Annotated in this window: 18 protein-coding genes and 2 pseudogenes; 3 read left to right on the top strand and 17 right to left on the bottom strand. The window is 73.4% G+C overall.

Translation table 11 applies throughout. The features are described 5' to 3' along the window. Nucleotides 1–21 precede the first annotated feature (21 nt). Nucleotides 22–972: a polysaccharide deacetylase family protein gene (locus AOK11_RS04765; RefSeq protein WP_079034634.1), complete on the bottom strand. Its 951-nt coding sequence runs from the start codon at nt 970–972 to the stop codon at nt 22–24. A 112-nt stretch (nt 973–1,084) separates the two neighbouring features. On the opposite strand from AOK11_RS04765, the gene AOK11_RS04760 reads away from it, so the two are divergent. Next, nucleotides 1,085–2,359, top strand: coding sequence for a THUMP-like domain-containing protein (locus tag AOK11_RS04760; protein WP_055592363.1), 1,275 nt, complete (start codon nt 1,085–1,087; stop codon nt 2,357–2,359). A gap of 36 nt (nt 2,360–2,395) precedes the next feature. On the opposite strand, the gene AOK11_RS04755 is transcribed toward AOK11_RS04760, so the two are convergent. The 4 genes from AOK11_RS04755 to AOK11_RS04740 form a co-directional block, all read right to left on the bottom strand. After that, nucleotides 2,396–3,670, bottom strand: coding sequence for an RNA polymerase sigma factor (locus tag AOK11_RS04755; protein ID WP_055592362.1), 1,275 nt, complete (start codon nt 3,668–3,670; stop codon nt 2,396–2,398). 72 nt (nt 3,671–3,742) lie between these two features. Further along, entirely contained in the window at nt 3,743–4,099 is a 357-nt protein-coding gene (locus AOK11_RS04750; RefSeq protein WP_055592361.1) for a YciI family protein, read from the bottom strand. Between the two features lie 214 nt (nt 4,100–4,313). After that, nucleotides 4,314–5,354 carry an LCP family protein gene (locus AOK11_RS04745; protein ID WP_055592360.1) on the bottom strand — a complete coding sequence of 347 codons (1,041 nt, stop codon included), beginning with the start codon at nt 5,352–5,354 and terminating at the stop codon, nt 4,314–4,316. Between the two features lie 464 nt (nt 5,355–5,818). After that, nucleotides 5,819–6,877 carry a LacI family DNA-binding transcriptional regulator gene (locus tag AOK11_RS04740; protein ID WP_055592359.1) on the bottom strand — a complete coding sequence of 353 codons (1,059 nt, stop codon included), beginning with the start codon at nt 6,875–6,877 and terminating at the stop codon, nt 5,819–5,821. 179 nt (nt 6,878–7,056) lie between these two features. Between AOK11_RS04740 and AOK11_RS04735 the strand changes: the two are divergent. Then, nucleotides 7,057–8,013 (top strand): annotated as a pseudogene (locus tag AOK11_RS04735) (glycoside hydrolase family 3 protein); the annotation flags it as partial. Nucleotides 8,014–8,018: 5 nt separating this feature from the next. Here the strand turns inward: AOK11_RS04735 and AOK11_RS44500 are convergent. From AOK11_RS44500 to tsaB, 4 genes are read right to left on the bottom strand one after another with little or no spacing between them, the layout of a single operon-like run. Next, nucleotides 8,019–8,288, bottom strand: a complete 270-nt coding sequence (locus AOK11_RS44500; protein ID WP_055627602.1) for a hypothetical protein — start codon at nt 8,286–8,288, stop codon at nt 8,019–8,021. Next, entirely contained in the window at nt 8,285–9,394 is a 1,110-nt protein-coding gene (tsaD, locus tag AOK11_RS04730; RefSeq protein ID WP_055592358.1) for a tRNA (adenosine(37)-N6)-threonylcarbamoyltransferase complex transferase subunit TsaD, read from the bottom strand. Before tsaD ends, AOK11_RS44500 begins: the two co-directional genes overlap by 4 nt. Nucleotides 9,395–9,454: 60 nt before the next feature. Continuing rightward, the gene (gene rimI, locus AOK11_RS04725) at nt 9,455–9,979 is read right to left on the bottom strand and encodes a ribosomal protein S18-alanine N-acetyltransferase (RefSeq protein ID WP_055592366.1); all 525 of its coding nucleotides are present in this window, start codon (nt 9,977–9,979) and stop codon (nt 9,455–9,457) included. A gap of 38 nt (nt 9,980–10,017) precedes the next feature. Then, nucleotides 10,018–10,671 (bottom strand): tRNA (adenosine(37)-N6)-threonylcarbamoyltransferase complex dimerization subunit type 1 TsaB, encoded by a 654-nt coding sequence (gene tsaB, locus AOK11_RS04720; RefSeq protein ID WP_055592357.1) that lies wholly within the window; start codon nt 10,669–10,671, stop codon nt 10,018–10,020. Between the two features lie 221 nt (nt 10,672–10,892). Here tsaB and AOK11_RS04715 point away from each other — a divergent pair, with 221 nt between their 5' ends. Beyond that, on the top strand, nt 10,893–11,447 hold the full coding sequence (locus AOK11_RS04715) for a hypothetical protein (RefSeq protein WP_107098499.1): 555 nt from the start codon (nt 10,893–10,895) through the stop codon (nt 11,445–11,447). Between the two features lie 92 nt (nt 11,448–11,539). On the opposite strand, the gene AOK11_RS04710 is transcribed toward AOK11_RS04715, so the two are convergent. The 8 genes and pseudogenes from AOK11_RS04710 to AOK11_RS04675 all read right to left on the bottom strand — a co-directional run. Further along, entirely contained in the window at nt 11,540–11,725 is a 186-nt protein-coding gene (locus tag AOK11_RS04710) for a hypothetical protein (protein WP_055592355.1), read from the bottom strand. A 180-nt stretch (nt 11,726–11,905) separates the two neighbouring features. Beyond that, nucleotides 11,906–12,415 (bottom strand): tRNA (adenosine(37)-N6)-threonylcarbamoyltransferase complex ATPase subunit type 1 TsaE, encoded by a 510-nt coding sequence (gene tsaE, locus AOK11_RS04705; RefSeq protein ID WP_107098498.1) that lies wholly within the window; start codon nt 12,413–12,415, stop codon nt 11,906–11,908. An 88-nt stretch (nt 12,416–12,503) separates the two neighbouring features. Next, nucleotides 12,504–13,742 (bottom strand): alpha/beta fold hydrolase, encoded by a 1,239-nt coding sequence (locus AOK11_RS04700; RefSeq protein ID WP_055592354.1) that lies wholly within the window; start codon nt 13,740–13,742, stop codon nt 12,504–12,506. Between the two features lie 105 nt (nt 13,743–13,847). Continuing rightward, nucleotides 13,848–15,023: an alanine racemase gene (gene alr, locus AOK11_RS04695; protein WP_055592353.1), complete on the bottom strand. Its 1,176-nt coding sequence runs from the start codon at nt 15,021–15,023 to the stop codon at nt 13,848–13,850. A 142-nt stretch (nt 15,024–15,165) separates the two neighbouring features. Then, the gene (locus tag AOK11_RS04690) at nt 15,166–16,680 is read right to left on the bottom strand and encodes a bifunctional ADP-dependent NAD(P)H-hydrate dehydratase/NAD(P)H-hydrate epimerase (RefSeq protein WP_055592352.1); all 1,515 of its coding nucleotides are present in this window, start codon (nt 16,678–16,680) and stop codon (nt 15,166–15,168) included. Between the two features lie 154 nt (nt 16,681–16,834). Beyond that, on the bottom strand, nt 16,835–18,037 hold the full coding sequence (locus tag AOK11_RS04685) for an RNA-guided endonuclease InsQ/TnpB family protein (RefSeq protein WP_055592351.1): 1,203 nt from the start codon (nt 18,035–18,037) through the stop codon (nt 16,835–16,837). Nucleotides 18,038–18,211: 174 nt separating this feature from the next. Next, nucleotides 18,212–18,382, bottom strand: coding sequence for a hypothetical protein (locus AOK11_RS04680; RefSeq protein ID WP_157869281.1), 171 nt, complete (start codon nt 18,380–18,382; stop codon nt 18,212–18,214). A gap of 5 nt (nt 18,383–18,387) precedes the next feature. Continuing rightward, a pseudogene (locus AOK11_RS04675) lies at nt 18,388–18,521 on the bottom strand (holo-ACP synthase); the annotation flags it as partial.

The following is an 18,521-nucleotide window of genomic DNA, read 5'->3' as shown; positions in this document are numbered from 1 at the left end:
GGACCCACCGGACCCACCGGATCACAAGTAGTCCTCCAGGCGCCCCACCGCGTATCCCTCGGCCGTGACCTTGTCCAGGAAGCGGCGGATCATGTCGGGCATGGTGCCCTCCCATTCGCCGCGGCCCCGGAAGTGGGTGAGGACGATGTCGCCGGGGCGCAACTTCCTGTCCCACTCGCGGTACTCCCAGCGGTCGACGAAGACCTCCTCGTTCCACAGCAGGGCGTACTCGATGCCGCAGGCCTTCGCCGCGCGCAGGGTGTCCTTGTTGTAGTTGCCGAACGGCGGGCGGAAGAGGACGGGGCGCTCGCCGTACCGCTCCTCGATGACGTCCTGCATGCCGCAGATCTCGCGCTTCTGGCGGGCGTAGGAAAGGCCCGGCAGGTACGGGTGGTTCAGGGTGTGGTTGTTCAGGCCGACGCCCCGGTCCTGCATCTCCCCGAAGTAGCCGTAGTCGTCCTTGATGACGTAGTCGCTGAGGAACGCGGTGTACGGGATCTTCAGCTCGTTCATCATGCGCAGGAAGGCGGGGTCCTTCTCGGCACCGTCGTCGATGGTGAGGAAGACGACCTTCTCCTCGGTGGGGACGGTGGTGAAGACCGGGGGGAGGTCCAGTCTCCGGTGGCCGTCGACCTCGAAGCCCTTACGGGTGGTGACCCTGGGTTTCTTCTCCGGCGCGGGCGGGGCGGTCAGGGGTACCTGCTTGAGCCCCCAGCGCTTCGCGACGGCCGCGCGCGCGGCGTGCGCGGCGTGCGCGGCGCGCAGTTCGGGGGTGTGGGAGTCGAGCGCGCGGGCCGAGGGCGACTGGAGGGGCTGCTGCCCGCCCGCGGGCGGGACGGCGTTGGGGCCGCCCTTTCCGTCCTGGCCGCAGCCCGCGACGAGAGGGGCGAGGGCCGCGAGGGCGAGTACGGCAACACCGGCCCGCACACCACCCAGCGACCACCTTTTGTCGTTTTGTCCTACTACTCGCATGGGGTCGGATCATGGCAGTCCTCCGCCCCGGTCCCGGCCCGACACCGCGGCCGGCGGCACACCGTCCACCGACTGGCCGACACCGGACCCGCGCCTGGCCCACAATGAGCCGGTGAACGACCGCACCGCGCCCCACGCCCAGCCCTCCTCGCAGCCCCTCGACGCCTCGCCCCTCACCCCGCTCCTCACCCCCGAGGGCCGCGCCCTCCTCGACGATGTGCGCGACACCGACCCGGCCCGGGAACTCGCCGTCGCCACCCGGCTGCGCCGTGAGCATCCGGCGGAGCTGGTGTCCGCGGCGCTCGGCCAGGCCCGGCTGCGGCAGCGGGCGGCGGCGAAGTTCGGGGCCGAGGACGCCGGGCGGATGTTCTTCACACCGAACGGGGTCGAGCAGTCGACCCGGGCGAGCGTGGCGGAGTACCGGGCGGAGCGGCTGAAGGAGCTGGGGGTGACCTCGGTGGCCGACCTGTGCTGCGGGATCGGCGGGGACGCGATCGCGCTGGCCCGCGCCGGAATCCGGGTGCTCGCGGTGGACCGGGACCCGCTGACCGCGGCGGCGGCCCGTGCGAACGCGGACGCGCTGGGCCTGGCCGCGCTGATCGAGGTACGGGAGGCCGATGTCACGGAGGTGGACACGGCCGGTTACGACGCCGTCTTCGTCGACCCGGCCCGGCGCGGCGGCCGGGGCCGCATCTTCGACCCCGAGGCCTACTCACCCCCGTTGTCCTGGGCGATCGAGGCGGCCCGCGGGGCGCCCCTCGCCGCCGCCCTGAAGGTCGCGCCGGGCATCCCGCACGAGGCCGTCCCCGATGACGCGGAGGCCGAGTGGATCTCGGACGGCGGGGACGTGAAGGAGGCGGTGCTGTGGTTCGGCGCCCGGCGCGCGGCCGCCCCCGCGCGGTCGAGCCCCGAACCGGGCCCTGAACCGGGCCCCGGCGCGGTACGCGCGACCCTGCTGCCCGGCCCCCGCACACTGCTCTCCCGCGGCCTGCCCGACCCGGCGGTGCGTCCGCCCGGCCGGTACCTGTACGAGCCCGACGGCGCCGTCATCCGCGCGCATCTCGTCGCCGAGGTCGCGCAGGACCTCGACGGAGGGCTGATCGACGCGACCATCGCGTACATCACCGCCGACGAGCACCGCCCGACGCCCTACGCCACCGCCTACGAGATCACCGACCGGCTCCCCTTCAACGTCAAGAAGCTGAAGGCGCTGCTGCGTGAGCGTCAGGTCGGCATCCTGACCGTCAAGAAGCGCGGCTCGGCGGTGGAACCGGAGGAACTCCGCCGCAAGGCCCTCCCCAAACCGAACGGCCCCGCATCCGTCACCGTCTTCCTCACCCGCGTCGCCGGCGCCCCGACGATGCTGCTGGGCCATCCGGTGCGCTGACCTTCGGGCCGGAAGGCGCCTCCCGCGGAGAGCCCCTCAGGCTCCCGGGGCTCCCGCCCGTCGCAGCAGCATCTCCCGTTCCCGCTCGTTCCCGGTCAGGGACGCCGCCCGGGTGAACTCCGCGCGGGCCTCCTCGGTGCGGCCGAGGCGGGCCAGCAGGTCTCCGCGGACGCTCGGCAGGAGGTGGTAGTCCCGGAGGGCCGGTACGCCGGTCAGGGCGTCGACGAGGGGGAGGGCGGCGGCGGGGCCGTCGGCCATGGAGACGGCGACCGCGCGGTTGAGTTCGACGACCGGGGACGGGGCGCGGGCGGCGAGGAGACCGTAGAGGGCGGCGATGCGGCGCCAGTCGGTGTCCTCGTAGCGGTACGCGTGCGCGTGGCAGGCGGCGATGGCGGCCTGGAGGGTGTACGGGCCCGGGGCGCCGCTCGACGCCGCGTCGGCGCGGGTGAGGGCGGTGATGCCGCGGGCGATGAGCATGCGGTTCCAGCGGGCCCGGTTCTGGTCCTTGAGCAGCACCGCTTCGCCGGCCGGGCCGGTGCGGGCGGCGGCACGGGACGTCTGGAACTCCAGCAGTGCGGTGAGGCCGTGGACCTCGGGTTCCTCGGGCATCAGCCCGGACAGCACGCGGGCCAGGCGCAGGGCGTCCTCGCACAGGCCGGGGCGCAGCCAGTCGTCGCCCGCGGTGGCCGCGTACCCCTCGTTGAAGATCAGGTAGATGACGTCGAGGACCGAGCCGAGGCGGGCCTCGCGGTCGGGGCCGTAGGGCACCTCGAAGGCGACGTTCCTCGTCGCGAGAGTCCGTTTCGCGCGCACGATGCGCTGGGCCACCGTCGGTTCCGGGACCAGGAACGCGCGGGCGATCTCGGCCGTGGTCAGACCGCCGAGCAGGCGCAGGGTGAGGGCGATGCGGGCCTCGGCGGACAGGGCCGGGTGGCAGGCGGTGAAGACGAGCCGGAGCAGGTCGTCGTCGATGCCGTCGGGGTCGGCGAGGTCCGCGGGATCCTCCGGCGGGGCGACGGCCGAGGGGTCCCGGCCGATCTCGGCGAGCTTGCGGGCGTAGTTCTCGCGGCGCCGGATCAGGTCGACGGCACGGTTCCTGGCGGTGGTCATGAGCCAGGCGCCCGGATTGTCGGGCACGCCGTCCCTCGGCCACTGCTCCAGCGCGGCGACGAGGGCGTCCTGCGCCAGCTCCTCCGCGATACCGACGTCCCGGACGAGGCGGGCCACGCCGGCGATCACCCGCGGGGACTCCAGGCGGAAGACGGTCTCGACGGACCGGTGTGTCCGGGCGGGGGTGGGCTGCGATGTCACAGCCCACCATCAGACACCCGTGCGGCACCGGTGCCAAGCAGCGGCCCGGCCGCCGGTTCGCTCCGCCGCCGGTCAGCCCTCCGCGATCTCGCGCACCTCGCAGGTCACCGTCCAGTGCTCCTCGTGCACCTTCAGGAACCGCTCGGCCCACTCGATCGCCTCGGCCGAGTCCTTGGCCTGCATCAGCGCGTAGCCCCCGATGACCTCCTTGGACTCGGTGAACGGCCCGTCGGTCGTCGACAGCCGTCCGCCCTCGTAGTGCACGCGGGTGCCCTGGGCCGTCGGGGCCAGCCCGGCGGTGTCCAGCAGGACCCCGGCCTTCGTCATCTCCTCGATCAGCTCGCCCATCCGCCGCATCAGTTCGGGGCTGGGCCCTTCCGCGGGCGCGTTGGACTCGTCGATCCGGATCAGGGAGAGAAAGCGCGGCATGGTGACTCCTCGTGGCGTGGTGCGGTGCGGCGTTCGCCGTACGGGCCGGGTCCTTCCCGGCCTCTCACCCCTGCGTCGAACGGGCGACGCCGGAATCGACACGCTCCCCGATTTTTCCCGGACTTTCTTCCGGCGCATGGCGGTGACCCGTCGGCGGGTCACCGTCGGCGGGTCACCGTCGGCGGGTCACCGTCGGCGGGTCACCGTCGGCGGGTCACCGCAGCGACGCCCACAGCTCCTCCGCCTCCGGCTGGTCCGCCACCACCCGGTTGGAGTCCCAGGGAGCCGGGAGCACCGGCATCGTGAGGGTGGTGACCGCGGACGACGACAGGCCCTGCAGGCTCTGGGCGAAGCGGGTCAGCTCGGTCAGCGAGTCCAGGCCGGTGTCGGTCGTGAGGCTGCTGGTGAGCGCGTCGGCGACCTCGTACAGCTTCACGGGGTCGGTCAGCAGGCTCTGCTTCCCGATCCGGTCCAGCAGCGCCTTCACCAGCGTGTGCTGGAGTCCTATGCGGCCGAGGTCGCTGCTGTCCCCGATGCCGTACCTGGTGCGGGCCAGCGCGAGGGCCTCGGTGCCGTCCAGGTGGTGGGTGCCCGCTTCGAGGTTCAGCCGGCTCCGGTCGTCGTCGATGTCCTCGTCCGTGGTGACGGTGACGCCGCCGAGCGCGTCGACCAGGCGGGCGAAGCCGGTGAAGTCGATCTCGACGTAGTGGTCCATGCGGACGTCCGTGAGCAGCTCGGCCGTCTTCACCGCGCACACCGGCCCGCCCACCTCGTACGCGCTGTTGAACATCGCGTGGGACGCCGGCCGCGTCGACCCGCCGTCCGGCAGCGGGCAGGCCGGGCGGTCGACCAGGGTGTCGCGCGGGATGCTGACCACGGTCGCGGCGGTCCGGCCGGCGTCGAGGTGGACGACCATGGCCGTGTCGGAACGGGCCCCGCCGCTGTCGCCCCCGCCGAGTGCCCGGTTCTCCCCGCCACTGCGCGAGTCCGAACCCAGCACCAGGATGTTGAGGGACCCCGTCGGCAGGGGCGAGGCCGAGGCGGACGCCGAGGCACCCCGGTCGGAGGTGGTTCCCCTGGCCGGACGGTCGTCGCCCAGGGCGCTGTCGATGTCGACGCTCGTGATGTTGTCGCCGAGCTGCCAGTACGCCCAGCCGGCCGCCCCGGCGCCCAGTACCAGCGCGCCCGCCAGAGCGAGGCCGGCGATCTTCAGCGCCCGCGCCCGGCGGTCCGGGCGCCGCCACCTCGCCGACATGCCGGTCTCCGGGGTCGGCCGCGTACCAGGTTCTGCGTCCGGCCCTGCGTCCGGCTCTGTCTCCGGCCCTGTCTCCGGCCCTGCGTCCGGTCCTATGTCCGGCCCTGCGTCCGGCTCTGTCTCCGGTCCTGCGTCCGGTTCCGTATCCGGTCGTATGTCCGCGTCTTCGGACGAGTCCGAAGACGCGTCGCGTCCGGCCCCGTTGTGTCCTTCACCGTGGCCTGCGTCTCGGCCCTTGTGTCCCGTCACAGACAGGAACGTAAGTCCGAATTATGACAACCGGCGTCTCCCGGACCGTTTTCTCGTGAAGTTCTCAGACTTCACAGCCCGGACTCACCCCGAGAACCGCCGAGTCGACGGCCAGGCAGCGGGCACCGTACAAGCAGCGTCAGGCCGAAACCTTCGAATCTTTCGGCGACTCCCTTCGGGCACGGCCCGACCGGCGCCCGGAAGCCTGAGAACCGTCAGCCTCCAGTCGGCGGCGGCGCCGTGCTGCTGCGCACCACCAGGCTCGTCGCCAGTTCCACCCGGGACGCGACCGCCGCAGCGTTCTCCCCCTTGCCGAGGTCGAGCACCAGCCTGGCCGCCGCCTCCGCCATCTCCGTCAGCGGCTGCCGTACGGTCGTCAGCGGCGGCCCCACCCAACGGGCCACCGGCAGGTCGTCGAATCCGACCACACTCAGGTCCTCGGGAATCCGCAGGCCCAGCTCACGCGCGGCCTCGTAGAGCCCGAGCGCCTGGAGGTCGTTGCCGGTGAAGACCGCGGTGGGCCGGTCGGGGCGGCGCAGCAGGGCGAGGCCCTGGCGGTAACCGGTCTCGTGGTGGAAGTCGCCGGTCATGATCAGCCCGGGGTCCACCGGAAGCCCGCCGGTCTCCAGCGCGGCCCGGTAACCGCCGATGCGGGCACGGCTGCACATCATCTGCGAGGGCCCGCTGATCGCCCCGATCCTGGTATGCCCCAGCTCGACCAGATGCCGGGTGGCGGCGAGCCCGCCCTGCCAGTTGGTCGCACCGATGGAGGGCACGTCGGTACCGGGGTCACCGGCCGGATCCATCACCACGAACGGGATGGAGCGGCTGGTCAGCAGCGCCCGCCCGGACTCGTCGAGGCCGGACAGGACGAGGATCACCCCGTGCGGGCGGCGGGCGGCGACCTGGTCGGCCCAGGTCCGCCCCGGGGTGAGCCGCCCCGCGCTCTCGGAGAGCACCACGCTCAGTCCCGCGTCCCTCGCCACGTTCTCCACGCCCCGGATGACCTCCATCGCCCAGGCGCTCTCGAGTTCGTGGAAGACCAGGTCGAGCAGGGGCGAGCGGGTGGCCTCGGCGCGCCGGCGCCGGTAGCCGTGGGCGCGCAGCAGTTCCTCGACCCGGCGCCGGGTGGCGGGGGCGACATCGGCACGGCCGTTGAGGACCTTCGAAACAGTCGGTGCCGAGACACCGGCCTCGCGGGCGATCTCGGCAAGGGTCGCAGTCTGCGCGCTGCGCCCTCGCGTCCGGGTTTCGGCGGGCTGCGAGGAAGTCATGGCCGCGATCGTATCCCTGCGGGACCCCTTGACGAAGTATTCCTTGCGCCATAGGTTCCCGGAACATTCGACATATAGTCCGAAACATTCGTAACTCCCGACCGCGGACCCGGCCTCGCCCCGGTCACCGCGTCGAGAACCTTTGCGAGAGGGCCCGCCGTCCACCCGACAGGAGCTTCATGACCACCGCGCCCTGGCGTGACCCCGCCCTGCCCGCCGCAGCCCGTGTCGACGACCTGCTCGCCCGGATGACCCTGGAGGAGAAGACCGCCCAGCTGTACGGGGTATGGGTGGGCGCGGACACGGACGGCGAGGGCGTCGCCCCCCACCAGCACGACATGACCTCCGACTACGACTGGGACGAGCTGATCGCCCTCGGCCTCGGCCAGCTCACCCGCCCCTTCGGCACGGCCCCCGTCGACCCGGATCTCGGCACGCAGGCGCTGGCCCGCGCCCAGCGCCGGATCGCGGCGGCGGGCAGGTTCGGCATCCCGGCGGTCGCGCACGAGGAGTGCCTGGCCGGATTCACCGCCTGGCAGGCCACCGCCTACCCGGTGCCACTGGCCTGGGGCGCCGCCTTCCACCCCGAGCTGGTCGAGGAGATGGCCCGGCGCATCGGCCGCGACCTGCGCTCGGTCGGCGTCCACCAGGGCCTCGCGCCGGTCCTGGACGTCGTCCGCGATCCGCGCCGGGGCAGGGTGGAGGAGACGATCGGCGAGGACCCGTACCTGGTCGGCACCATCGGCACCGCCCATGTGCGCGGGCTGGAGTCCGCCGGGGTCGTCGCCACCCTCAAGCACTTCGCCGGATACGCCTCCTCGGCCGGCGCCCGCAATCTCGCTCCCGTGCGGGCGGGCGTCCGGGAGTTCGCCGACGTCACCCTGCCGCCGTTCGAGATGGCGCTGCGCGAGGGCGGGGCGCGCTCGGTGATGGCCGCGTACACCGAGACGGACGGCGTGCCCGCCTCGGCCGACCCGGCCCTGCTGACCCGGCTCCTGCGGGAGGAATGGGGATTCACCGGCACGGTCGTCGCCGACTACTTCGGCATCGGCTTCCTGGAAAACCTGCACCGGGTCGCCGCGCCCCCGGCCGAGGCGGCGCACGCGGCGCTGCTGGCCGGCATCGACGTCGAACTGGACGGTCAGCCCGTCGCCACCGACTCGAAGCGCCACCGATGCACCGCGCGGGTGACCAGATCCCCGTCCGGTTCGGGGAGTTCGGGCAGGTCGGCGTCGTACGGGGCGTCCCACCAGGTGATGACGAGGACCCGGTCCTGCGGGGCGCGGAAGGTCTCCCGGCGCACGGGGGCGGGATCGGCGGGCAGTCCCCGCACCTGCTCCCCGGCCCAGGCGAGCAGTTCCTCGCCCCGGCCGGACACGGCCCGCGCCTCCCACATCAACGCGACGGTCACGAGTACAGGTTCTCCTTGCTGACCTCGTGCACGTGATCGTGGGTGTGGGTGTGGGCGTGCGAGTCGCCCGGCACGTGCGGTTCCGTCACCGGGAGGGACGAGTCCGCGGACAGGTCCCAGTCGGAAGCCGCCCGGTTGCGGGCGACCATCTCGGCGCCCAGGGCGGCCACCATCGCGCCGTTGTCCGTGCACAGCTTGGGGCGCGGTACGCGCAGCCGGATGCCCGCCGCCTCGCAGCGTTCCCGGGCCAGCGCCCGCAGCCGCGTGTTGGCGGCCACTCCGCCGCCGATCATCAGGTGGTCGACGCCCTCGTCCTTGCAGGCACGTACGGCCTTGCGGGTGAGCACGTCCACGACCGCCTCCTGGAAGGAGGCCGACACGTCACGCACCGGGACCTCCTCCCCCGCCGCCCGCTTGGCCTCGATCCAGCGGGCCACAGCCGTCTTCAGACCGGAGAAGGAGAAGTCGTACGCGGGGTCGCGCGGCCCGGTCAGTCCGCGCGGGAACGCGATCGCGGACGGGTCGCCCTCGCGCGCGTACCGGTCGATGACCGGGCCGCCGGGGAAACCGAGGTTCAGCACGCGCGCGATCTTGTCGAAGGCCTCGCCGGCCGCGTCGTCGATGGTGGCGCCCATCGGACGGACGTCGGAGGTGATGTCCGAGGAGAGCAGCAGCGAGGAGTGGCCGCCGGAGACCAGCAGCGCCATCGTCGGCTCGGGGAGCGGCCCGTGCTCCAGCTGGTCCACGCAGATGTGCGAGGCGAGGTGGTTGACGCCGTACAGGGGCTTACCGAGGGCGTAGGCGTACGCCTTCGCCGCCGAGACGCCGACCAGCAGCGCACCGGCGAGACCCGGACCGGCGGTGACGGCGATGCCGTCCAGGTCCCGGGCGCTCACCCCCGCCTCCTTCAGCGCGCGGCCGATGGTGGGGACCATCGCCTCCAGGTGGGCGCGCGAGGCGACCTCGGGGACGACACCGCCGAAGCGGGCGTGCTCGTCGACGCTGGAGGCGACGGCGTCCGCCAGCAAGGTGGTACCCCGGACGACGCCGACACCGGTCTCGTCGCAGGAGGTCTCGATCCCCAGTACCAGGGGTTCGTCAGCCATGGGTCTCGGTTCCTTCTACGCCGTTCACTGGGATCGCGGGGTTCACGGGGATCGCGGGGTTCACGGGGTCTCCGGGGTGCGCCGGAGCGACGGATCGACGGAGGTGGACGGGTCGGTCAGCCGCATCACCAGGGCGTCCACGTTCCCCGGCTGGTAGTAGCCCTTCCTGACGCCGATGGTCTCGAAGCCGAAGCGCTCGTACAGCTTCTGGGCCCGGACGTTGTCGATCCGGCACTCCAGCAGCACCTCGGCGCACTCGAACGCGGTCGCCGCCCGCAGCAGCTCCGTCAGCAGCCGCGAACCGAGGCCGGTGCCCCAGTGGCCCCGGCTGACGGCGATCGTCTGGACGTCGGCCACTCCGGTCGCCTCGCCCGTGCCCTCCTCGCCGTCGGCCGCCGTACCGGCGGAGGTGAGGCCCGCGTATCCGACGAGACGGCCGTCCTCCTCGGCGACCACGTAACGGCGGGTCGCCGCGGGACCGCGCGCATGGGCCAGCTCGGACCAGAACATCCCCCGTGACCAGGCGTCCTCGGGGAACAGCTCACGCTCCAGCTGGAACACTCGCTCGATGTCCCACCAGCGCATCTCGCGCAGCGTGACCTTCTCGGACCCTGTCACTTGTGTCACTTGGGGGTGACCACCTTGTAGTTCTTGGGGACCTGGGCATCGGGCCGGCGCAGGTACAGCGGCCGGGGCGCGGGCAGTTCCACGCCGGCCGCCAGCCGCTCGGCGGCCAGCCGGGCGAGGGCGGCGGCGGTCACGTACTCGGGCTCGTGGGCTCGGGGGAAGGTCTCGGGGTACAGCAGCGCGCCGGCGCCGACGGCGGGCAGCCCCGCGACCTGCCCGGCGATGTCGGCGGGCCGGTCGACGGCGGGGTCGGTGAGGCGGGTACGGGAGTCGGCGTACCGCGCCCAGTAGACCTCCTTGCGGCGGGCGTCGGTCGCCACGACGAAGGGGCCCTCCAGATCGGCGGCGTACGCGAGGCCGTCCAGCGTGCACACCCCGTGCACGGGGACGCCGAGCGCGAGCCCGAAGGCGTCCGCGGTCATCAGGCCGACCCTCAGCCCGGTGTATGGTCCGGGGCCGATGCCGACGACGATCCCGGTGAGGGCGTCCGCCTTCAGACCGGCCTCGGCGAGCACCCGGTCGATCGCCGGGAGCAGCAGTTCGCCGTGGCGGCGGGCGTCCACCTGGCTCGACGAGGCGATGACGTCGTCGCCGTCGTGCAGCGCGACGGTGACGGCAGGGGTGGCGGTATCCAGAGCGAGCAGGAGCACACAAACAGCCTACGGCTCCCCGCACCCCGTGTCGGACGGCCCGGTCGGACGGTCACGTACTGCTACCGTCACGTCGACGCACGCACACTCCGGACGATTCCGGACGATCCCGAACGATCGCCACCGGAGCGGTGGCGACGGCGGTGACGGCGGTGACGGCGCGGGAGCGGGTGCGACGGAAAACGGCGGGCCGCCGGGACGGGACAGAGGTGATGACGGCGGTGACAGGCAACAGCTCGGCGATCGTGGCGGGGCTGACCGCGGCGGCCCTCCTGACGGTCGGCGTCCTCGGCTACCAGGCGTCGGCGAACGCACGGGCCGCTGCGCACACCGCCCGTACGGACACCGCGCGGACCGCCCTGCAGGCGGACCGGGACAAGGACTCCCCCGGCGCCCTGCCCGAGGGCTCCGGCCAGGGCTCCCGGGTCGTCTACGCCCTGGGCGTCGACCGGGTGTGGCTGGTCGAGAAGGGCGGCAAGATCCGGCGCACCTTCCCGGTCGACCCCAGCACGGTGGACCCGGAACCGGGCACCTACCGGGTCACCTCCCGCTCGAGGAGCATCATGGGATCGGACGGCATCCCCGTCGAACACGTCGTCCGCTTCGCGAGCAACAACGGCACGGCGATCGGTTTCAGCGCGGCGGTCGACGGATCGGCCGCGGCACCGACACCGGACCCGGAGCTCCCCACCGGCGGCATCCGTGAAACCCGGGCGGACGGCGAGGCCATGTGGAGGTTCGCCGTCATCGGCCGCAAGGTCGTCGTCGTACGGTAGCCGCGACATCGCCCGCGACCTACCGACTGCGGGCGCGCCTCCGCTCCACGGCCCATGGGCGCATGACGCACGACCACGGCGGCGGGCCCGGATCAGGCGGCCTCGCGATGGCCGTTCCCCGGCTCGGCGAGCCGGGGCCGCGGGTGCGGTTCGGGAGCGCGGGGCGGGGTGGAGATCGCGGCGGCGGCCGCGCCGGCCGCCAGCAGGTCGCGCATCGACACCCCGGCGAACGACTGCGGCCGCGCCTCGGTCCTGCGAGAGCTCTCGGTGGGCGGCATGGACGCCTCCTGGGGCCGGGGGCGGACGTAGTTAGGTAGACCTAACTACGAGCTGGATACCATGTGACCACGCTCGGGACACCAAATGCAAGATTTTACCGACACCTTGTCGGAACGCAGGGAGAACGGACACCACGGGCACAGGGCGCCGCCCACCCCGCTCGGGCCGGGACGACGCGCTCAGGCCGACAGTGCGCTCAGGTCCGTGCCCGCCCAGCGGTCGCCCAGACCGGTCAGCGTCACGTGCCGGACCTCGTCCGTGGTGTCGCCGACCGCGCGGTGGATGACGATCTGGAGCCGGTCGTCGGTCAGCTCCTCGAGCCTGCCCTCGCCCCACTCCACGACGATCACCGACTCGGGCAGCGAGACGTCGAGATCGAGGTCCTCCATCTCGTCCAGTCCGCCCGACAGCCGGTACGCGTCGACGTGGACCAGCGGCGGTCCGTCCCCCAGGGACGGGTGCACCCGGGCGATCACGAAGGTCGGGGAGGTGACGGCGCCCCGCACCCCGAGCCCCTCGCCGAGCCCACGGGTCAGCGTGGTCTTGCCCGCCCCCAGCTCGCCGGTGAGCATCACGAGGTCGCCGGCGCGCAGCAGCTTGGCGAGGGCACGGCCCAGGTCCCGCATCCGGTCGGGGGAACCGACGACCAGCCGGACGGACGGGAGGGACGCTGCGACTTCTTCCATCATCACTCACTCGCAGTAGTACATGGGCCGCACCCCGCGAGGGGGCGGTTCGGGCGGGACCCCGGCCGAGAAGGGCCGGCATGCGCCTCCGTCAGGAGGAGGCGGGGTCACAGCCACCCACGGTAGTCGTGGCGGGCACCGCCCCGGTGCGGGCGAGCAGATCGGCGAGACGGTCGGTGACCACCTCCGGATGCTCCAGGATGACCAGGTGCCCGGCGTCCGGCACCAGCACCAGTTCGGCGTCCGGCAGCAGCCCGGCGATGGCCTCGCTGTGCTCGCTGGGCGTGATCAAATCCTTCACCCCGGCCAGCACGAGCACCGGGAGACCGGCGAAGTGGGCGAGGGCCTCGGTCTTGTCGTGCTCGTTGAACGCCGGGTAGTACTCGGCGACGACGTCGATCGGGGTGGACTCGATCATCCGCTCGGCGAACCGGGCGACGGCCGGGTCGACATCCCGGGCCGCGAACGAGTACCGCTTGATGATCCCGGCGAACAGGTCCGCAGTGGCCCGGCGCCCCTTCTCCACCAGCTCGGCCCGCTGCCCCAGCGCCTTCAGCACCCCCGGCAGCACCCGCCGCACCGCGTTGACCCCGGCCACGGGCAGCCCGAAATTGACCTCGCCCAGCCGTCCCGGCGACGTACCGACGAGGGCGACACCGACGACCCGTTCACGGATCAGCTCGGGGTACCGGTCGGCGAGGGCCATCACCGTCATCCCGCCCATGGAGTGCCCGACCAGCACGATCGGCCCCTCGGGCGCGGCGGCGTCGATGACGGCCTTGAGGTCCTGCCCCAGCTGGTCGATGGTGACCGGCTCGCCCCGCTCGACCTGGGCCGCGCCCCGCCCGGAACGGCCGTGGCTGCGCTGGTCCCAGTACACGGCCCGTACGACGCCCCTGAGCGCGGCCCGCTGGAAGTGCCAGGAGTCCTGGCCGAGGCAGTAACCGTGGCTGAAGACGACGGTGACGGGGGCGGGCGGCTTGCGGCCGAACAGCCGGCGGCGGCGCGCGGGTTCGGCGTCCGGGTCCGGGTCGGGGTCGTCGACCTCGTAGTACAGCTCGGTGCCGTCCTCGGCGTACGCCTTGCCGGGGGTGCCGCGCAGCGAGCCGTACGGTCCGGTGGAGTCGAGGGCGAGCCGGGCCTTCATGCGCATGCCCCGGCCGACGGTCATCCGTTCTATGGCGACCCCGGCGGCGGCACCCGTGGCGAGCACGCCTATCGCGACGCCGGCGATCCCGGTCGCCCGGCGCCAGCCGTTGGACGCTTCGGCGACGGAGGCGGCAGCCGTCGTGACGGCGGCGTTGACGGCCTCCACGCTGCTCTCGCTCACGTACTGGCTCCTCTGTCGTTCCTCATGCGTGCACGGTCGGACGAGCCTACGGACATACGGACGTACGGACGTACGGACGTACGGGCTTTTCGGCGTGCTACTTCGTCACGCCGTCACGCCGTTCACATGGACGCGCGGGACGCGGCTTCCGATCCGGGTGACGATCTCGTACCCGATGGTGCCCGCGGCCTGCGCCCAGTCCTCGACGGTGGGCTCGCCCCGGTCACCGGGACCGAAGAGCACCACCTCGGTGCCCGGCGGGGGCTCCTCCCCGCCGAGGTCGACGACGAACTGGTCCATCGCGATCCGCCCCGCGACCGCACGCAACTTGCCCTCGATCAGCACCGGGCCGGCGGCGGAGGCGTGGCGCGGGACGCCGTCCGCGTAGCCGAGCGGGACCAGGCCGAGGGTGGTGGCGCCCGGGGTGACGTAGTGGTGGCCGTACGAGACGCCGTGCCCGCCCGGGACGTGCTTCACCAGGGCGAGGGAGGCGGTCAGGGTCATCACCTGGCGCAGCCCGAAGTCGGCGGGGACGCCGATCTCGGGGCTGGGCGAGACGCCGTACGTGGCGACGCCGGCCCGGACGAGGTCGAAGTGGCTGTCGGGAAGGGTGAGGATGGCGGCCGAGTTGGCGATGTGCCGGACCTCGGGGTCCACACCCTGCTGCTCGGCGTACGCCACCATCTCCCGGAAGCGGGTGAGCTGGGCCTCGATGGAGGGGTGTCCCGGCTCGTCGGCGCAGGCGAGGTGCGACCACAGGCCGACGACGCGCAGCAGCCCGTCGGCCTCGGCGGCGCGTGCCGCGGCGACCAGCCCGGCCCAGTCGGCGGGCGTGCAGCCGCCCCGCCCCAGGCCGGTTTCGGCCTTGAGGTGCACGCGCGCGGGCCGTCCGGCGGCACGCGCGGCCGCGGTGACCTCCTCCAGCGCCCACATGCCGCTGACGCCGACGTCGAGGTCGGCCTCGATCGCCTCCCGCCACGGCCCGCCGGGCGTCCACAGCCAGCACATGACGCGCACGTCGGCGGGGATCCCGGCGCCGGGCGCGCGCAGCGCCAGCGCCTCCTGCGGGGTGGCCGTACCGAGCCAGGACGCCCCGGCCTCGACGGCCGCCCGCGCGCAGGCGAGGGCGCCGTGCCCGTAGGCGTCCGCCTTGACCACGGTCATGAGGGCGGCCCCGGACGCGTGGGCGCGCAGGCTCCGCACATTGGCGCGCAGCGCGCCCAGGTCGATCTCGGCACGGGCCCGGAGGGTCGCCTTGCGCACAGCATCGTTCTCGTTCATCGCACCCCAGTCTCTCAGAGTGGTACGACGCCTCACCGGGAGTGGTACAGGACCGCCGCGGTGGGATGGTACGACGCCGCCCGGGCCGGGCCCCGGCCCGGGCTCCATGTCCTGCCCGGCCCGGGTACGGAATCCCGCGGTCTCACCCGCGCATGACGTCCCGCCACGCCCCCGGGATCGCCTCCGCCACGTCGTGCGCCCCCACCGGTGCGCCGTCCGCCGCGCGACGTCCCGCGAGCCCGTGCAGGTAGGCCGCCGCGCTGCCGGCGTCCCGGGCCGGCAGGCCAGCCGCCAGCAGCGAGCCCGCCAGGCCGGACAGGACGTCCCCGCTCCCGGCCGTGGCCAGCCAGGACGTCCCGGTCGGGTTCACCCGTACCGCGGTACCTTTTTCGTCCGCGCTCCCGTTCCCCGGGTCGGCGACCAGTGTCGTGGAGCCCTTGAGCAGCACGGTCGCCCCGTACTGTGCGGCCAGTTCACGCGCCGCGGCCAGCCGGCCGGCCTCGACCTCCTCGCGCTCCACGCCGAGCAGCGCGGCGGCCTCTCCGGCGTGCGGGGTCAGCAGGGTCGGCGCGGGGCGGGCCCGTACGGCCGAGGCGTCGGCCAGCCGCAGGCCGTCCGCGTCGATCAGCACCGGGACGTCCGCCGCCAGCACCTCCGCCACCGGGCCGGCGTCGTCCCCGGCCCCCGGCCCGACGACCCACGCCTGCACCCGCCCGGCGTGCTTCGGCCCCCGGTCGGACACCAGCGTCTCGGGGAAGCGGGCGATCACGTCCCGCGCGGCGGGACCGGCGTACCGTACGGCCCCGGCACCGCCCCGCAGCGCACCGGCGACCGCGAGCACGGCGGCTCCGGGGTAGCGGGCCGACCCCGCGGCGACCCCGACGACACCGCGCCGGTACTTGTCGCTCTCCGCGCCCGGCACCGGCAGCAGCCGGGCCACGTCGGCGTGCTGGAGCGCCTCGAGTTCCGGCTCGGCGGGCAGGTCGAGACCGATGCCGACGAGCCGCACCGACCCCGCGTACCCCCGCGCCGGGTCGACGAGCAGCCCCGGCTTGTGCGTCCCGAAGGTCACCGTGAGGTCGGCCCGCAGCGCGGTGCCGCGCACCTCGCCGGTGTCCGCGTCGACGCCGCTCGGCAGGTCGACGGCGACGACCGTGGCACCGGAGCGTTCGGCGGCCTCAGCGAGCGGGACCGCCTCCGGGCGCAGTCCGCCCGTGCCGCCGATTCCGACGATGCCGTCCACGACGAGATCGGCCCGCCGGACCGCCGCGACGGCAGCGGTGTCGGCACCGGTCCCCCTGTCGGCGCCGGCTTCGGTGTCGGCATCGGTGATCTCCACGGTCCGGCCGCCCGCCCGGCGCAGTGCCGCGAGCCCGGCGGCATGGGCGCGCTCCGGCGCGAGCAGCACCGCCGTGACGCCCGCGCCGCGCCGGGCCAGCCGGGCGCCGGCGTAGAGGGCGTCGCCGCCGTTGTCCCCGCTGCCGACCAGCAGGACGACCCTGCTGCCGTAGACCCGGCCACGGCTCCGTCCGAGCAGGTCCGCGCAGGCCGCGGCGAGCCCGGCGGCGGCGCGCTGCATCAGCGCCCCCTCCGGCAGCCGCGCCATCAGGTCCCGCTCCGCCGCCCTGACCGTCTCCACGCCGTACGCAGTCCGCATACGTCCGAGTGTCCCGCACGGAACGGCCCGACTGCCGCTCGCCGGAGGCCGTGCCGCAGCCCGGAAGCCGGTCGAAAGCTGTCGAAGCCCGCGCGTCCGTCGAGAACTGCTACAACTTGAATGCTCTCCCTCGTGAACGAGGGAGATTCCTGGCTCACGCTGCTTGTTCGCTCGGCGAGCGATCGAGTCTTACGCGATCAACACCAGCCGGGTTCAGACCTGCCCGGAGAAGCATCACGCGGGCGGAGTTCTTGTCCCGGGGGGAGACGGCTCCGCACGCGGTGCAGGTATAGGTGCGTTCCGACAGCGGCAGTGCGTGCTTGGTTCTCGCTCCGCACCGGGCGCAGTCCATGGTGGTGTGCGCGGGATGCACCAGGCGCACGTCCCGCCCGTGCTTGCGGCCCATCTCGAGCAGGGCCCGCTTGGTGGCGCCGATCGCCGCGTCGGCCGCCTTGCGGGCCATGCTGGTGCGGGCGAGGAACTTCGGGCGGAAGTCCTCCACCGCGATCACGTCGTGGTCGCGCACGATCTTCTTGGCCCACTTGCGGGCGGTGTCCTGCCGCTGCCGGGCGATCTTCGTGTACGCCTTCGCCCGCAGCCGCTTCGCCTCCTGGTAGCCCTTCGAGGCGGCCTGCCCCCTGGCGGGTCTGCGGCGGGCCGTCATCCGGTCGTAACGGGTCAGCTTCTCCTTGGCGTTGTGGCCGTGCCGGGCGTGCGGGAGGTCGTGGGCGTCGCTGGTGGTGGTCGCCGTCTCCCGCACGCCCCAGTCGATGCCGATCACCGCACCGGCCGAAGGGAGCAACTGCACCACGGCGGGGACGACGAAGGAGGCGTACCAGTGCCCGAGGCTGTCGCGATAGACCCGCACGCTCGACGGCTCGTCCGGCAGCGCACGCGACCACACCACCCCCATCGCGATCCCGCCCGCGAGGTGCAGACGCCCGCCCTTGAGCCGGAAACCACGCTGCGTGTAGTTCAGCGTCGGCCGCGCCTCACGCTTCTTCCGGTGCTTCGGCAGGCCCGCCCGCCGCCCAAGCGGCAGACGGTCCTTGATGTCCTTAAGGGCCTTCGCGCGAGCCTTGGCGAAGTCGCGGATGATCTGCTGCTGAGGCACCGAGGAACCTGCGGCCAGCCAGGGTGTGGCCGAACGGGCCCCGGTCAGCATCTTGTCCAGCCGGGCGGGACCGCAGGACTCCCCGTCCTGGTGGTCCTTCTTCGCGCGCGCCACGCACTCGTTCCACACCCACCGGCAGCGATCCCACTCGGCCTCCAACGCCACCCGCGCAGCCGACGGCACGCGCAGCCGGTAGGTGTAACGGGCGCAGCCGACCGCTTCTGCGACCGTCCTTGCCTGCACTATGCCTTCACCCTTCCCGATCCCTCTAGGTTGCCAACGGGAACGGCGTGGCCTCCCGAGCCCTCCAGTGAGACGATATGCGCGACCGCCGCACATCGGTGCCCCGATCACACGGACACCACCCGGGCCAGCGACCGCGGGGAACACAAGTTCCCATTCCGCACGCCCGGCCGGTCACCGGCGCCGCCGCCCGCGCCCCGACCGACGGGCCAACCGCACCATGCGCACCACCGTGAACACCACCACGAGCAGAGCGGCGACGGCGAGAAGCGCCTCGCCCCACACCGGCAGCCGGTCCCCGACCTCCCCGACGCCGGGAAAGCCCAGCAGGCTCGACCGGTCCATGCCCGTCACCCTTCGGCGACGACGACCGCCGACGCCACCCCGGCGTCATGGCTGAGCGAGACGTGCCACGACCGCACCCCCAGCTCCTCGGCCCGCGCCGCCACCGTCCCCTTCACCCGCAGCCGCGGCTGCGGGTGAA

It is taken from the genome of Streptomyces hirsutus (assembly GCF_001418415.1).
In the GTDB taxonomy this organism is placed as follows: domain Bacteria; phylum Actinomycetota; class Actinomycetes; order Streptomycetales; family Streptomycetaceae; genus Streptomyces; species Streptomyces hirsutus.
The sequence above is the reverse complement of the archived record's forward strand: the minus strand, read 5'-3'. Positions and strand labels throughout refer to the sequence as shown.

Excerpts from the sequence above, each read along its gene's own strand:
- AOK11_RS04690 (WP_055592352.1), bottom strand. The coding sequence starts at position 16,680 with ATGCGGACTGCGTACGGCGTGGAGACGGTCAGGGCGGCGGAGCGGGAC.
- tsaE (WP_107098498.1), bottom strand. The coding sequence starts at position 12,415 with ATGATGGAAGAAGTCGCAGCGTCCCTCCCGTCCGTCCGGCTGGTCGTC.
- AOK11_RS04740 (WP_055592359.1), bottom strand. The coding sequence starts at position 6,877 with ATGACTTCCTCGCAGCCCGCCGAAACCCGGACGCGAGGGCGCAGCGCG.
- AOK11_RS04680 (WP_157869281.1), bottom strand. The coding sequence starts at position 18,382 with ATGGACCGGTCGAGCCTGCTGGGCTTTCCCGGCGTCGGGGAGGTCGGG.
- AOK11_RS04710 (WP_055592355.1), bottom strand. The coding sequence starts at position 11,725 with ATGCCGCCCACCGAGAGCTCTCGCAGGACCGAGGCGCGGCCGCAGTCG.
- AOK11_RS04745 (WP_055592360.1), bottom strand. The coding sequence starts at position 5,354 with ATGTCGGCGAGGTGGCGGCGCCCGGACCGCCGGGCGCGGGCGCTGAAG.
- alr (WP_055592353.1), bottom strand. The coding sequence starts at position 15,023 with ATGAACGAGAACGATGCTGTGCGCAAGGCGACCCTCCGGGCCCGTGCC.
- tsaD (WP_055592358.1), bottom strand. The coding sequence starts at position 9,394 with ATGGCTGACGAACCCCTGGTACTGGGGATCGAGACCTCCTGCGACGAG.
- AOK11_RS04750 (WP_055592361.1), bottom strand. The coding sequence starts at position 4,099 with ATGCCGCGCTTTCTCTCCCTGATCCGGATCGACGAGTCCAACGCGCCC.
- rimI (WP_055592366.1), bottom strand. The coding sequence starts at position 9,979 with ATGCGCTGGTGGGACATCGAGCGAGTGTTCCAGCTGGAGCGTGAGCTG.
- AOK11_RS04765 (WP_079034634.1), bottom strand. The coding sequence starts at position 972 with ATGCGAGTAGTAGGACAAAACGACAAAAGGTGGTCGCTGGGTGGTGTG.